Source organism: Arthrobacter sp. APC 3897 (genome assembly GCF_030407495.1).
Taxonomy (GTDB): Bacteria; Actinomycetota; Actinomycetes; order Actinomycetales; family Micrococcaceae; genus Arthrobacter_B.
Genome location: NZ_JASDDG010000014.1, coordinates 1 through 14634, shown reverse-complemented (window position 1 = coordinate 14634; position 14634 = coordinate 1). Strand labels below are relative to the sequence as shown.

13 protein-coding genes and 1 riboswitch are annotated in these 14634 nt (G+C 64.7%); of the genes, 5 read left to right on the top strand and 8 right to left on the bottom strand.

Annotation, left to right across the window (positions count from 1 at the left end; all coding sequences use genetic code 11):
- Positions 1-16: 16 nt before the first annotated feature.
- The gene (locus tag QMA10_RS08410; protein ID WP_290167463.1) at positions 17-886 is read right to left on the bottom strand and encodes a CarD family transcriptional regulator; all 870 of its coding nucleotides are present in this window, start codon (positions 884-886) and stop codon (positions 17-19) included.
- Here QMA10_RS08410 and QMA10_RS08405 point away from each other — a divergent pair.
- Complete coding sequence (locus tag QMA10_RS08405) at positions 885-1511, top strand: malonic semialdehyde reductase (protein WP_290167462.1); 627 nt, start codon at positions 885-887, stop codon at positions 1509-1511. The two genes, QMA10_RS08410 and QMA10_RS08405, sit on opposite strands and share 2 nt — an antisense overlap.
- A gap of 80 nt (positions 1512-1591) precedes the next feature.
- Here the strand turns inward: QMA10_RS08405 and QMA10_RS08400 are convergent, their stop codons facing one another.
- Genes QMA10_RS08400 through QMA10_RS08380 form a run of 5 tightly spaced genes read right to left on the bottom strand, consistent with a single transcriptional unit; the run spans position 1592 to position 8087 of the window.
- The gene (locus QMA10_RS08400; protein WP_290167461.1) at positions 1592-2809 is read right to left on the bottom strand and encodes an acyl-CoA dehydrogenase family protein; all 1218 of its coding nucleotides are present in this window, start codon (positions 2807-2809) and stop codon (positions 1592-1594) included.
- Positions 2810-2843: 34 nt separating this feature from the next.
- On the bottom strand, positions 2844-4541 hold the full coding sequence (locus tag QMA10_RS08395) for an ABC transporter ATP-binding protein (protein ID WP_290167460.1): 1698 nt from the start codon (positions 4539-4541) through the stop codon (positions 2844-2846).
- Between the two features lie 2 nt (positions 4542-4543).
- Positions 4544-5437, bottom strand: coding sequence for an ABC transporter permease (locus tag QMA10_RS08390; protein ID WP_290167459.1), 894 nt, complete (start codon positions 5435-5437; stop codon positions 4544-4546).
- On the bottom strand, positions 5434-6435 hold the full coding sequence (locus tag QMA10_RS08385; protein ID WP_290167458.1) for an ABC transporter permease: 1002 nt from the start codon (positions 6433-6435) through the stop codon (positions 5434-5436). The genes QMA10_RS08390 and QMA10_RS08385 overlap by 4 nt, the downstream gene beginning before the upstream one ends.
- Complete coding sequence (locus QMA10_RS08380; protein ID WP_290167457.1) at positions 6432-8087, bottom strand: ABC transporter substrate-binding protein; 1656 nt, start codon at positions 8085-8087, stop codon at positions 6432-6434. Before QMA10_RS08380 ends, QMA10_RS08385 begins: the two co-directional genes overlap by 4 nt.
- 104 nt (positions 8088-8191) lie before the next feature.
- A riboswitch (SAM riboswitch) is annotated at positions 8192-8290 on the bottom strand.
- Positions 8291-8586: 296 nt separating this feature from the next.
- On the opposite strand from QMA10_RS08380, the gene QMA10_RS08375 reads away from it, so the two are divergent.
- Both QMA10_RS08375 and QMA10_RS08370 read left to right on the top strand, forming a co-directional pair.
- Positions 8587-10254, top strand: coding sequence for an MDR family MFS transporter (locus QMA10_RS08375; protein WP_356834340.1), 1668 nt, complete (start codon positions 8587-8589; stop codon positions 10252-10254).
- Complete coding sequence (locus QMA10_RS08370; protein ID WP_290167455.1) at positions 10251-10712, top strand: MarR family transcriptional regulator; 462 nt, start codon at positions 10251-10253, stop codon at positions 10710-10712. The genes QMA10_RS08375 and QMA10_RS08370 overlap by 4 nt, the downstream gene beginning before the upstream one ends.
- A 92-nt stretch (positions 10713-10804) precedes the next feature.
- On the opposite strand, the gene QMA10_RS08365 is transcribed toward QMA10_RS08370, so the two are convergent.
- Positions 10805-11092, bottom strand: coding sequence for a hypothetical protein (locus tag QMA10_RS08365; protein WP_290167454.1), 288 nt, complete (start codon positions 11090-11092; stop codon positions 10805-10807).
- Between the two features lie 45 nt (positions 11093-11137).
- On the opposite strand from QMA10_RS08365, the gene QMA10_RS08360 reads away from it, so the two are divergent.
- Both QMA10_RS08360 and QMA10_RS08355 read left to right on the top strand, forming a co-directional pair.
- Entirely contained in the window at positions 11138-11509 is a 372-nt protein-coding gene (locus QMA10_RS08360; RefSeq protein ID WP_290167453.1) for a VOC family protein, read from the top strand.
- Positions 11510-11721: 212 nt separating this feature from the next.
- Complete coding sequence (locus QMA10_RS08355; protein ID WP_290167452.1) at positions 11722-12567, top strand: hypothetical protein; 846 nt, start codon at positions 11722-11724, stop codon at positions 12565-12567.
- On the opposite strand, the gene QMA10_RS08350 is transcribed toward QMA10_RS08355, so the two are convergent.
- Entirely contained in the window at positions 12533-14401 is a 1869-nt protein-coding gene (locus QMA10_RS08350) for an ABC transporter ATP-binding protein (RefSeq protein WP_290167588.1), read from the bottom strand. The two genes, QMA10_RS08355 and QMA10_RS08350, sit on opposite strands and share 35 nt — an antisense overlap.
- Positions 14402-14634 lie beyond the last annotated feature (233 nt).

Genomic DNA, 14634 nt, shown 5'->3' with positions numbered 1-14634 from the left:
CGCGGCTGCCCAAAAACTAGGACACCTCGGTTTCGGTGCCGACGCACCAGACGGCGTCGATCATGTCCGAGGCGGCCTGTTCCGAAATGTCCAGAGCCAGTGACACTTCGGTCAACAGCGGCTGGCGGGCATGGCGAAGCATCTCGCGTTCGGCCTGGGACAGGCCCTGGGAATTGCTGCGCAGCATCAAATTGCGCACGACGGCGGCAATCACCATGGGATCGCCGGTTGCCAGTTTTTCGGTGTTGTCCTTATACCGCCGGGACCATTGCTGGTCCTCTTCATCCGCTGTTCCCCGGAGGACGGAGAACAGGTTGTCGAGTCCGGATTGATCCAGCACCGGCCGCAGCCCGACGTGCTCAACCTGATCCAGCGGGACCCAGACCATGAGATGGGAGGACTGCACTTCAAGGACCATGCAATCCCTTTGCAGACGCGGATGGGTTTCGAAAGCGCTCACCACGGCCGGGCCATGATGGGGATGGACGAGGACCTGACCTTTGAAAAACGGCAAGTGACACCTCCGGCAGAAGCTGAAGGCCCGGCTCAAATGCTCCCGAAGACCCAATGTGCGCCAACGGGAGACTCGGTTCAACGGTTCGCCGGGAGAGTGGCGGAGAACAGTTTGCGAAAAACGGATGCAGCTGAACCGTACGGACGGAACGCCGCAGCCGCGAGCCTGGCACTGTCTCCATTTTACTCCGGCGGGTGCCCTTCCTGCCGAGCCTCGGGCGGGGTACCTGATCCGAGAGGGGCAAAATACATGTGCCCGGCCCCCGGATGACGCAGCATGACGAGCCCCCGCGTCCCCGGCGGAATAGAACCGGTACGCATGCGTTTGTATGAACTGTTCACATAGTTCCGACGCAAAGGTTCCTTTCTCCATGAGTACAGACATCCGCAGCGAAAACCCTGTTTCCGACTACGTGCTGGACAGCACCAGTCTCGATACGCTCTTCACTGAAGCACGGACGGCAAATACGTTTACCGACGAGCCCGTTACGGACGGGCAGCTCCGAGCCATCTATGAACTGACGAAATTCGGACCCACCTCAATGAACATCCAGCCCATGCGCATCACCTGGGTGAAGTCGTCCGAAGCACGCGAGAAGCTGGTGCGCCACATGGCTGAGGGAAACCAGGCGAAAACCGCTGCGGCGCCCATGGTGGCTGTGCTGAGTTTCGATACCGAGTGGCACGAGCAGTTCCCGGTGTTCTTTCCGCATGCCGCCGAGCGGAAGGCAATGTTTGACGGCCGGGACGAGCTCCGCACCGCCATGGGCAACAACAACGGCCACATGCAGGCGGCCTACTTCATCATGGCCGTCCGCGCCGTCGGGCTGGCTGCCGGCCCTATGGGCGCCTTTGACGCCGCCGGCATCGACGCCGAGTTCCACGCCGGGCAGAACCGGCGGACATTCATGGTGGTCAACATCGGCGGGCCCGGGGAAAACGCCTGGTTCCCGCGCCTGCCGCGCCTGGACTATGACTTCGTAACGGCCACGGTCTAACGACGGCGGCGCTCACCAACGACGGCGGCGGCGGGGCTGCCGCCGTCGTCGTTGGTACCTGCGTTCCCGGGGGCACCCAGTCACCGGACAGCGGCAGGAGCCTCACCTGCCCGCCACACGAAGTCCGGCACCGCACCGTTGATTTCCCAGTCGCCTACGATCCGTGACTTGTAGATGACCGGGTTGTGCGAGGAAATGGTCCGGGCATTGCGCCAATGCCGGTCCAGCTGCAGCTCCTGACTGGTGGAAGATGCGCCCAGGGCGTTGAACAGAAGGGAAGCAGCCCGCTGGACCTGCTCGGTCACCACAATCTGCGCCTGGGACGAGGCGAACTCCACGGCCGTGACGGCGGCTTCTGCGCGTTCGCTCGATGGTTGGTGCCGAGCCTCATAGGCTTCCTGAACCAGATCAGCGACCCGGAGGGAAGCAGCTTCGGCAGAGAAGGCCAGCGCCGACACTTCCCCCACCACCTGCTGCACCTGGATGTCCGCGCTGGGCCGGGTGCCGTTTCCGTTGCTGAAGGTCCTGGTCCGTTGACGCACTTCGCAGACCACATCCGCGAGGGCCGCGCGGGCTATGCCGGCAAGGGTTGCCACATGGATGAGCTGGTACACGCCGGTGCTGTACGGGGGATGAGCAGCCTCCGTGATGACATCCGCAGCAGGGACGAACACATTGGTGAAGACCGACGTTCCGCTCGCGGTCAGCCGCTGGCCAAAACCGTCCCAGTCATCGGCCACCTCAACGCCCGGAGTATCGCGGTGGACCAGGGCGATGACGTCCACGCCCTCGGCGGTGCGGGCCCCCGTCTGGATCCAGTCCGCGTACAGGCTGCCCGTCGTGTAGTACTTGGTGCCGTTAACCCGGTACCCGGCACCGTCCGCCGTGATAGTGGTGCTGACCCCGCCTACGGGGACCGGTCCGCTTTCGGTCCAGGCATTGCCCACCACCGCGCCGTCCGCGATCCGGCGAAGCCATGTTATGTTTCCGGAGTAGAGCAGGTCTTCCACGAAGGCGATGTGGCAGCGCAGGGCCTGGGCCAGGTTTGATTCAGCCGCCGCCAGTTCAATGAGCAGCCGGAAAAAGTCCGGGGCGGACACCCCTCCGCCGCCAAGCCCAGCGGGAACCCGCAGGGACGTGAAGCCGGCTTCAGCCAGCAGGCGGATTTCCTCGTGCAGCAGGATGCGTCCGCTTTCCCGCCTGGCTGCGCCCCGCGCGATGTCGGCAAACAGCGGACGGAACCGGGCCGCCACATCGGCATAGCCGGGGGCGGCGGAAGCCGGAATCTCGATGGTCATGACAGGGGTCCTTTCGGGAGGGTACTAACGGAAATCATGCGTGCAGGTCGGTAGCGGGGCGGCGCGCAGGCATCCGGGGAACGGCAGCGAGCAGGGCTCTGGTGTAACTGGTTGCCGGAAAGGCGAAAAGCGAAGCGGCGCTGCCGGATTCCATGACGCGGCCGTCCTTCATTACCAGGACGTCGTCGCTGACATGGTGGATCACGCCGAGGTCGTGGCTGATGAACAGGTAGCTCAGCCCGAGCTGTTCCTGCAGGTCCGCGAGGAGATCCAGGACCTGCGCCTGGATGGACACATCCAGCGCGGACACCGGTTCATCGAGCAGCAGCACACGGGGCTCGAGCGCAAGGGCGCGGGCGATCGCCACGCGCTGGCGCTGCCCGCCGGAAAGGGTGAGCGGCTGCCGGTGAATCAGGTCCAGGGGCAGCCCCACCTGCCCTAGGAGTTCCGCAGAGCGGTCCCGGCGTTCACCGGGCGTACCGGGGCCCCCGGCTGCCAAGGCATCGGTAATGACCCGTTCCACACTGAAGCGCGGGTCGAAGGAGCTCAGCGGGTCCTGGTTCACCAACTGGATGTCCCGCCGGTGCGGACGCCGCATCTCTTCGGGCACCGGCACTCCCTGCAGGTTCCCCGCCCACGGCAGTCCGCCGAGCCGGACCGTCCCAGCATCCGGTTCCGTGAGTCCCAGCACGATGCGCGCCGTCGTGGACTTCCCCGATCCGGACTCGCCCACAATGCCCAGGGTTTTGCCGGCCGGCAGGGTAAAGGAGACATCATCGACCACTGTGCGGGAGGTGCCGTCCGGAGCCGTGTAGGCCTTGACGAGATGGCTGGCTTCGAGCGCCGGAGCATCCGGGGAAAACTCCGAGGGCCGTGCCGGGCGTGCGGATGCAGCCAGCGGGGGAAGGGCGGAGAGCCGGGTGCCCCTGCCGCGGCCGGAGGGGACGGCATCGATCAGCTGTTGGGTGTACTCGTGGCGCGGGTTGCCCAGCACTTCAGCCGTCCGCCCTGACTCGACAATCCGTCCGTGCTGCATGACGGCAATTTCATCGGCCAGCCGGCTGACAACGGCGAGGTCATGGGAGATGAAGATCAACCCGCGCCCCTGTTCCTTCAGCCCCTCCAGCAAATCAAGGATCTGGGCCTGCACGGTGGCATCCAGTGCGGTGGTTGATTCATCGGCAATCACCAGCTGCGGGTTGAGGACGGTGGCCTGCGCAATCAGCGCGCGCTGCCGCAGCCCGCCGGAGAGTTCGCCGGAGCGCTGCCCGGCCCGGACCACGGGATCGGTGATGCCGGCGGCACGCAGGGCGGCAAGGACCCGCTTCCGGCGTTCATCCCGTCCGTGCACGCCGTGGGCGCGCAGTGCCTCATCAACTTCCTGGCCCACCGTGCGGAGCGGGTCAAGGGACACCAGGGCATCCTGGAGCACGTAGCCGATCTGCCGGCCCCGCAGCCTGCGCCATTGACGTTCGGAAAGCCGGGCTGCGTTGTGCCCCAGGACTTCCAGGCGGTCCGCTGACACCAGGGCGTTGGGAGCGTTGAGGCCCGCGAGCGTGCGGGCCGTGACGGTTTTGCCGGAACCCGATTCACCCACCAGGGCCAGCGCCTTTCCGGGGGCGAGGGCCAGCGAAACACCGCGGACAACGTCAACGGTTCCCCGCGGGGTGGAAAAGGAGACTGTCAGGTTGTCCATCGCGAGCAGCGGCCGCTGCGGGGTATTCGGTGTCATGGTCAGACCTCTGCTTCGAGTCGGCGCTGGAGATGATGGCCCGCCACCGTGGTGGTCAGGGCTGCGAGAGTGATGAACAGTCCGGGGAACGCGGCAATCCACCAGGCGATCTGTAGGTAGTTGCGCCCGTCGGCGAGCATTGCGCCCCATTCGGCTGCCGGCGGCTGTGCCCCCAGTCCGAGGAAACTGAGGGAGGACGCCCAGACAATGGACTGGCCGATTCCGAGCGTGACGAGGACAAACAGCGGGCGCGCCACATTGGGGATGATGGTGTGCCGCAGGATGTGGGAGCGTGGCCGGCCCAGGGCGAGGGCTGTTTCCACATAGGGAGCGGCCACCACCTGCAGCGTTTGGGTGCGGAGCATCCGCGCGTAGCCGGGGGCGGATCCGATTCCCACGGCAACAGCGGCGCTGACGACGCCGGTGCCGGACACTGCGATCACGATCAGGGCCAGCAGCAGGCCTGGGAAAGCAAAGAGGATTTCCACGAAGCGGCAGATTGCCGAGTCGACCCGTTTGCCGGACACTCCGGCGGTAATGCCCAGTGCCCCGCCCAGGAGCAGTCCGATGGCTGTGGCAGCCAACCCCAGAAGTAATGACTGTCCGGTCCCGGCGATCACCCGGGAAAAGATGTCGCGGCCGTTTTGGTCGGTGCCGAACAGTTGGGCGGCGCCCGGCGCCTGGAAGGCGTTGGCCGGGTCAATCTCGTAGGGGTCCTGCCGCAGGAACAGGGATGGAGCGACGGCGGCGAGCACCAGGAAGAGCAAAAGTGCGCCGGCCACCCACACGCCGGCGGGGGTGCTGCGGACCAGCCGGATGCTGCGCGCACCGCTCCCGGCGGGCAGTGCTTTTGATGGTTTCTGTGCCGCCGGGGCGGGGCTGGCAAGGGTGCTCATGCTGCACTTCCTGTCGGGCTGGTGCGGGGATCCACCACGCGGTAAAGGAGATCCACGGCGAGGTTCACGATGATGTAGACGGCGGCAATGATGAAGACCACGGCCAGGGTTACCGGCATGTCGCGGTTGATGATGGCGTCCACAAGCGAACGCCCCAGTCCGGCGCGGGCAAAAATGATCTCGGCAACGACGGCGGAACTGACCAGTGAGCCCACGGCCCAAGCGGAAAGCGTGAGTCCGGGCAGGATGGCGTGCCGCAGGGCATGTGTTAGCCGCACAGCGGAGTCACTCAGTCCCCGGGCGCGGGCGCTGAGGATGAACGGCTGGGCCAGTGCCTCTTCAAAGGAGGACCGGGTGACCTGGGCGATGAACCCGGACAGGGGGAGGGCCAGTGAGAGCGCCGGCAGGACCAGCGACGCGAAGCCGTCGTCTCCGGCGACCGGGAACCAGCCCAGGATGACGGCGAAGACAACCGCCAGCATGATGCCCACCCAGAACGGGGGAAGCGAAGCGAAGAACACTTCCAGGGCCCGGCCGGCGCCGTCGAGCAGGCGGCCGCGTCCCACCGTGAGGAGGGTGAAGGCCAGCGCGATGGTCCAGGCGAAGGTCAGGGCAAGGCCGGAGAGCTGCAGGGTGGGAAGGATCTGCGGGCCGAGGACTTCGGTGACGGGAACCTTGAAAATGTAGGACACGCCAAAGTCCCCGGTGATCAGGTTGCCCAGATAGGTGAGGTACTGCAGGACAACGGGTTGGTCCAGGCCGTACTCGGCCTTAACGGCTGCTACCGTCTCGGCGGACGGGGAGGATCCGGCACCCCCGAGGATCGCCGTTACCGGATCGCCGGGGGTGAGGTGCAGGACAAAGAACGTAAGGGTGAGGGCCGCCCAGAGGACAAAGATGCTGCCGGCGGCCCGTCTGACCAGCAGTCGGCCGGTCATGCCGGGGGATACCGTTGTGCGCGGTGCCGTGTTGAGGGAATCAAGGGACTGGGTGCTCATTGGGGATCCACCGCCGTGACGTCGTAGAGGTAGGGGAGGGAAAGGCTCGGTTCAAGGGTGAGGTTTGCCCACCGGTCACTGCGCAGCGCCACGTGGCTGGCCTGGTTATAGAGCGGCAGCTGGAGGGCGTTGTCGCTGACGATCCGCTGGGCCCGGTGGTAAAGGTCCTTCCGGACGGCGGCATCGTCAGTGGCAAGCGCTGCGTTCAGGATTGAGTCCAGCCCGGGGTTCTGAAAGCCCGACCCGTTGGCAACAAAGCCGGCTGACTTTGTGTATTCAGAGGAGAAGACAATGCGCAGCACATCGGCAGTGTTGGTATTCCAGTAATCTGCGCGGAGATCGTAGTCAAAGGTGTTGCCGAGTCCGCTGACGGTTGCTGCATCGCCGTTCTCGATCAGCACCTCGAAGCCGGCCTGTTTTGCGGTCGCCTGGATTTGGGTGACCAGTGCCTGGTGCGCAGCGGGCCAGGCGCCGGGGGTGTACGGGAAGTGAACGGTCAGGCGCTCGCCGTCTCTCACCCGGTACCCTTCGGCGTCATGCTCGGTCCAGCCGGCATCGTCCAGCAGGCGTGCTGCTTCGGCGGGGTCCGGATCATACACGTGCTCAAAATCGGGGGAGTAGAAACCGGTGGTGGAGCTGAGCGGCCCGCCGGCCCGGGTCACGGTGCCGAAGTAGACGCTGTTGATGCCTGCGTCCACATAAGCACTGTGCAGGAACGCCTTACGGACGCTGAGATCGTCAAAGGGAGCGCGGGTGGTGTTGAGGATGAGGTTGGTAGGGTTTCCGGGCCGGTCACGCAGGGTCAGTTCCACGTTGCTGTCTGCTTCCGCTTCGGCGAAATGGACCGCCGGCATCAGGTCCAGGGCATCCACCTGGCCTGCCCGCAGCATGCCGTACCGGGTGGAGTCTTCGGGAACAATGCGCCATTCGACCTTCTCGATATGCGCCGGACCGTCATGCTGCGCGTAGGGCGGGGCCGAGTTGTAGTCTTCGTTGCGGACCAGGGTGACCTTGGACTGCGGAACGTAGTCAAGGATCTTAAAGGGGCCGGATCCCACCGGCGAGTGGCAGTTTTCCACCTGCGGCCGCTTCAGGGCCGCCGGGGACTGGATGCCGAGGAAGGGCTGTGCAAGTACTTCCAGGAAGGCGGCATAGGGGCGGTTCAGGGTCACGACGGCGGTGGTCGGATCCACCACGTGCGTGGACTCGTAGGGTTTGAGGTACCCGCCGGCGGTGCCGGACTGTGTGTCCGGATCAACCATGTGGTCCAGGTTTGCCTTAACCGCTTCGGCGGTGAGTTGTGTCCCGTCAGTGAACCAGACGTCGTCGCGCACCGTGAAGGTGTAAGTGAGGCCGTCACCGGACACGGACCACGCGGTGGCCAGCCAGGGACGGATGGCGCCCCCGCTGTCCTGCGACACGAGGGAATCCAGATAATTCGCGGCAATGGATGCCTGCGGCATGTCGCCGTTCACATGGGGATCCAAGCAGGAGATGTCCTTACCGGTGGCAAAAACAAAGGTGTCGCTGCCGCCGGCTGCGGCCTGCCAGCCGCAGCCTGCAAGGGCAGTGGCCAGGGTGGCTCCTGCCGCGAGGCCGGCGAGGATACGGGGTAGAGGGGGAAATGCTCTCAAAGGTCTTGTTGTGCTCACGTCAGGCTCCTGAATCATCGCCCGGCGGAGGGCGGCGCAGGTTCGCCGGAGGCAGCTTCGCCGTGCCGGGGCAGGGCGAAGCTGACCAACGAAAGCGCGCAGCTTCTCCATCGGTCCTGGCAGTAGCACCGTTCCCCGCTGCTGGGCGGGGAGGGTTGCTGCGGCGTCGTCGATCCAGGTCTCTCGGCCGCTCGGGATGGTTAAGGAAAAGCTAGCCCATGGATCCGCGTACTGCCCGGTGATGACCGTTTCTAACTGCAGGGGCGTCTCCGTGCGTCACGGGTCGTCATACACCTTCACGGCGACGTCACCTGAGCCCGGCGCAGCCGTCAGTGTGTGTGATGCGCCACGAAACTAGTTGACTAAGGGCAATTACTTATATAGTTGACGCTAATCAACTATTAGCAGGAGCCTGATGTCCCCCGAAGCACGTCCACCCAAAAAGAAGTCCGAGAAGCAGGCCAAGGCACCCAAGCGGGCCGCCTCCCCGGACGGGACCATGACTCATAAGCAGGTGCTGGAAGCCCTTTCCGGCCTGCTCCTTGGCATGTTTGTCTCCATTCTGGCGGGCACGGTGGTCTCTACCTCCCTGCCGCTGATCATCTCGGACCTTGACGGCAACCAGTCCGCCTACACCTGGGTGGTGACCGGTACGCTGCTGGCCACAACGGTGTCCACGCCGTTGTGGGGCAAGTTTGCCGACCTGTTCAACCGCAAGCTGCTGATCCAGCTCGCACTGGGCATCTTTGTGCTCGGCTCGGCTCTGGCCGGCTTCTCCCAGGACACCAACACGCTGATTGTCTTCCGCGTGCTGCAGGGTCTGGGCGCCGGTGGTCTTGCCGCGCTGAGCCAGATCATCATGGCTGACATCATCAGCCCGCGCGACCGCGGAAAGTACGCCGGACTCTTCGGCGCCGTGATGGCGGTGGGCACAGTGGGCGGACCGCTGCTGGGCGGGGTTGTCACGGATGCCTTCGGATGGCGCTGGAACTTCTTCATTGCCCTGCCGGTGGCGGTGGTTGCCATCATCCTGCTGCAGGTGACCCTGCACCTGCCCAAGCACGCCAAGCGCAAGGTCCACATTGACTATTTGGGTGCCGTCCTGATTGCCGGCGGCGTCTCGCTGCTGATGATCTGGGTGACGCTGGCGGGCAACCAGTTCGGCTGGGCCTCCCTGGCTTCCTGGCTGATGGTCGCCGGATCCGCCGTGCTGCTGATCGCTGCCGTCCTGGTGGAATTCAAGTCCCCGGAACCCATCATTCCGCTGTCCATGTTCAAGAACCGCACCTTCACGCTTGCCGTCGTGGCCAGCATTTCCGTGGGAGTGTCCATGTTCGGCACCTCCGTATTCCTGGCCCAGTACATGCAGCTGGCCCGCGGGGCAACGCCCACCGAGTCCGGCCTGCTGACCATCCCCATGATGGCTGGCCTGCTGATCTCCTCCACGCTGTTCGGAACGATCATCAGCCGCACCGGCAAGTGGAAGGCTGTGATGATTTCCGGGGCTGTGCTCACCGTCCTTGGTTCCGTCCTGCTGGGCACCCTGGCCTATGACACCAACCTGGTGCTGGTGGGCATCTACATGGCTGTTCTGGGTGCAGGCCTGGGCATGCTCATGCAGAACCTGGTGCTCGTGGTGCAGAACTCCATTGAGGTGAAGAACCTCGGTGTGGCTACCAGCGCGGTGACCTTCTTCCGCAGCCTCGGCGGCACCGTGGGTGTTTCCGTGCTGGGTTCGGTGCTGGGAACCATTGTTGCCTCCGAGATCAAGGACGGCATTAGCGCCTTGGCGCCGGCTGACCAGGCTGCGGCAGCCGCAGCCCTGGGCAGCGGATCCATCCCCAAGGTGTCCGAACTGCCTGATGCCATCGCCGTGCTGGTCGAGACTGCTTACGGCGTCGGCGTCGGATCGGTCTTCCTGTACAGCGTGCCGCTGGCCGTTGTCACGCTGCTGGCGGTCATCTTCATTCCCAACGCCAGCCTGGGACGCCAGAATGCCGTCCAGCTGAAGAAGGCGGCAGCTTCTGCAGCTCCGGGCAGGCAGGATACTTCGCCTGCCCCCTCGGCGGCCGAACTTGCTCTGGCGGATGTGGCGACCGGCTCCGTAGCGCTGGTGGATCCTGTCTCTCCGGTCAGGACTGCCAACCCGGAGCATCAGTCCCGGTGACTGAGCGGGAACCGGCGCGGTCCCAGGCGCTGCATGAGGTGGAGGAAAACCTGCGGCTGCTCGCAGACACCGTCCGCAGCCGGATGCGGGACGCCGCCAAAGGCATCAATCCGGCCCTGCCCCTGTTCGGCCTGAAAATGCTCCAGCTGCTCAAGCGGGAGGGTCCGCTCCATTCCGGGGCCGCGGCGGACCTGCTGATGGTGGACAAAAGCATCATCAGCCGGCAGTCACGGCAGCTCGAAGAGCTTGGGCTGATTGAGGTGCAGGCCGATCCCCGGGACGGCCGTGCCCGTGTGCTGGTGCTGACACCGGCGGCTGAGGAGCGGGTAGCCGCAGTCCAGACGGGCATCATGCTGGACAACCATGTCCTGGACTCCTGGTCTGCCGGCGAGCTGCACCAGTTTGCCGGGTATCTTTCGCGGCTGCGCAGCTCCGAAGATCCGGGAGATGCCGCCTAAAGGCACCCCGGACAGAGAACAAGCCGGACCCTGCGGGGTCCGGCTTGTTCTGTCTGGTGGTCCGGAAGTTCCGCAGCCGGATGCGGCGGGTCCTATTCCGCCGGGCGCTCCGAACCGCTTTGGGGCCCGTCCGGACCGCCGGCGTTCTGGGTTTTTTTGCGGCCCCGGGCGGACAGCAGGGAGAAAGCGGTGCTCAGGACAAAGAACTCACTCACCAGGCCCATGGGGCTGCTGGGCAGCGGAGCAAACTGATGGAACAGCACCAGTGCCGAAACCATAAGGATGATTGGATGTGCCCGCAGGATCCATTCTCTGGGCACCTCACGCGGCCAGGGAAAGAAGCCTTCGTCGGCAGCGGTGTCGGCGCGGGATGTCTTCATGAATCCATCTTGCCAGAAACAGGCCGGAGGCCTATCTTTCCTTCCATGGCCATCGCACGCACTCCCACCACTGTCATTGACTGCCCGGATCCCGCGGCACTCGCCACCTTCTACGGCGCCCTGCTGGACTGGCAGGTGAACCTGCACGAGGAGGAACCCGACGGACCCTGGACCGATATTACCGATGTCACCGGCCAGCGCTATTGCTTCCAGCAGGTGGAGAATTACACTGCGCCCGTCTGGCCGCAACAGGACATTCCCCAGCAGGCGCATATTGACGTGGACGTTGATGACCTGGACGAGGCTGAGACCGCGGTGCTGCAGCTCGGCGCCACAAAGCATTCGTACCAGCCGGGCACAAGCTTCCGGGTTTTCCTGGATCCGGCCGGGCACCCGTTTTGCCTCTGCCAGGCATAGCAGTAATTCCTCCGGGGCTGTGTTTAGGGGCTTCAATGATTGGCTGCTCCAATAGGGAGAGTCAAAACATGTAGTAAAAACCCTTGAATATGGCCATGGACCCTGTTTATTCATCCGCTGGAAAGGATAATAGGAGCCAGGTCGGGCGGCAGATAACCGGCGTTGCGCACAGATAGTGCAGCAATGCCGGATAGCTGAGGCAGGGGGAAGTTATGACCGCTGAATGGCTTGTCTTCATCACTAGTCTGGTCTCTTTGCTGGCATGGCCGGCAGCCGTCGTCGTGCTTCTGTTTCTCTATAAGAAGCCGGTTATCAGCCTTGTCCTGGCGCTGTCGGAGCGGATAGCGGAACTCAAAGAAGTGTCCTCTCCCCTGGGCGGGGTCAAGTTTTTCCGCGACCAGGTGGAAGAAACCATCGTGACGCTGACGGAAGGAGCAGCCGAAGCCTCTTCCGCCGAACGGCATATCCGCGCATCAGCTTCTGCGTCCGCCGGCAGTTCCTGCGAGGAAAAGCCAAAACTCGTGAGGGGGGACAACGGCACCCCGGAGAATCACGGTCCGGATATCCGAAGGGAATTCGCCCACCCGGCAGATTCTGCAGCGGGTGGATTGGCCGACCCGCGGCACGCGGCCTACGCCGAGATGGCCGCAAACTGGATTGACGCCATCGAGAGAATGAAACAGGCAGACTCAAGCGAGGCCACTTTGAAGGCTGGAACCTCAAAGTGGGCAACGTGGGTCAATAGACTGCAGGACATTGCAGACGCGGTCTCCCCGGCAGCTGCGGTCAAAGAAGCCTATTCCGAGGTGGAATATGCCGCCCAGGGATGGGTGAAACTGAAAGAGCCCAATGCTTCGCTAAAGGGGCATGACCTTATTCGGGCCCTGAGGAATTCCGGCACCCCCAGATACATCGCTGACAGCGTCGATCAGCTCCGGTTACTGAGGAACTTCCTGGCCCATAACGGCGAGTTCATCAGTCCATCAATGGATATCCGTGAATATGCCTCCATAGCCTGGACCCTCATTGAAGGATTCCAGTCCCTGCAGCAGGAGTAGCGGCACTCCGGGCAGCCAGCCGGGCAAACGCGCCTCCCGCTTCCCGCAGGTGTGCGGGAGTGCCCCGCTCGACGATCCCGCCGGCGTCGAGCACCACCACCTGGTCCGCGTTTTCCACCGTAGACAACCGGTGTGCGATGGTCAGCGTGGTCCGGCCGGCGGACAGCTGCTCCAGGGCGGCCTGGACCTGCGCCTCGGTGGTGTTGTCCAGGGCCGAGGTGGCTTCGTCCAGCACCAGCACCGGAGGATTGCGCAGGATGGTGCGGGCTATTGCCAGGCGCTGCTGCTCGCCGCCTGAAAAACGGTGCCCTCGTGCGCCTACCAGCGTGTCCAGACCCTCGGGCAGGGCGCCGATGGCGTCTGCGATCCGGGCCGACGCCAGGGCCCGCCAGAGCTGTTCATCCGAAGCTTCGGGAGCGGCCAACAGCAGGTTTTCGCGGACGGACGCGTGAATCAGGTAGGTCTCCTGTGACACCACGCCGACAATCCTGGCGAGATCCTCGGGCGCAATCTCCCGCAGGTCCACGCCGTCGATCGTGACGCGTCCGGCACCGGCGTCGTTGAGCCGCGGCAGCAGCGACGCCAGGGTGCTCTTGCCCGAACCGGTGGCTCCGACGACGGCGGTGGCGGTGCCCGGGGGCAGCGTCAGGTCAATGCCGCGCAATACGTCCGGGCCGCCGTCGTAGGCGAACCGCACACCTTCAAACCGGACTTCGCCGCGCACAGCGGCGGGGTCCAGCCGGACCGGATGCTCCGGTGGCTTGATGGCCGGCACCAGATCCAGATATTCGAAGATCCGGGAAAAGAACGCCAGCGCGGTTACCCACTGAACGCCGATGTTCAGCAGGCCCATTACCGGCCTGAAGATGGTGCCCTGCAGGGCGGTGAAGGCCACCAGGGTGCCGATGGTCATGCCGCCGCCCGTTGCGGGGAAACCTGCGGCGAGATAGATCACGGCCGGAATGGCTGCGAAGACAATCTGCATGGTGGCCATCCGCCAGCGTCCGGCGAGCTGGCTGCGCAGTTCCAGCCCCACCAGCTTTTCCGAGCGGGCGGTGAACCGGTCGGCGTCGCGGGGAATGGTGCCCAGCGTCTTGGCCAGGCGCACGCCGGAAACGGAGAGGCCTTCCTCCACCTGGGTGTGCAGGGCGGCGAGTTCGCGCTGGCGTTCGTCAGTGACCTCACGGCGGATTTTCGCGACGCGGCGCGACAGCCAGATGGCGGGCGGGAGCACCACCAGCGAGATCAGGCTCAGCCCGGGGGAGAGGGCAGCCATCGCCACCGCGGTGGCTACCGCCGTCGTGAGGTTGGAGGCAACTCCGGTGGCGGTGGTGGTGACCACTGACTGCATGCCGGAAATGTCGTGGGTGAGCCGGGACTGGACTTCGCCGCCCCGTGTCCGGGTGAAGAAGCCCAGCGACTGGGACTGCAGGTGCTTGAAAAGGTTCACGCGCAGGGTGTGCATGACGCGCTGCCCCATGGCCGTGGCCAGCCAGGTCTGCACCACGCCGATCGCGGAGGTCACGGCGGCAACACCCACCATGGCAGCGGTGAGGAAGGCCAGCAGGCGGAGATTGCCGTTGGGCAGCGCGTCGTCGATCACGGCGCGCACCAGGAACGGCTGGGCCAGGCCCACCACCGACGCCGCTGTGATGAGCAGGACGACGACGGCGATGGTTCCCTTGTGCGGCGCGAACAGCGCGGCGATGCGGGTGAGGGAAACGGGGTGCTTCCTGAGCTGCTTTTTGTCCGCCGGGTTGAGCTTCGCGGGTCCGCGGCCTCCGCGGCCGCCCCCTCCGCCGCTCGCGATGCCGGGGGTCGGGATTTCTGATATAGACAAGGGTCCTCCTGATGCTGCCCGGTGATGTACGCGGCAGCCAATACAGAGGTTACCTCACTATGTGGTTACCGCGAAATGGTTAGACTGGATTCATGATGAACACCTCCGCCGACCCGGCGGCCCTGGGAGATTTGATGCATGCGGTGTTCCGCGGGCTTCGGAAGCGCTGGATGCTGCAGCTCGCACCGTTCGATCTGACGCCGCACCAGTTCCGCGCACTGAATGCC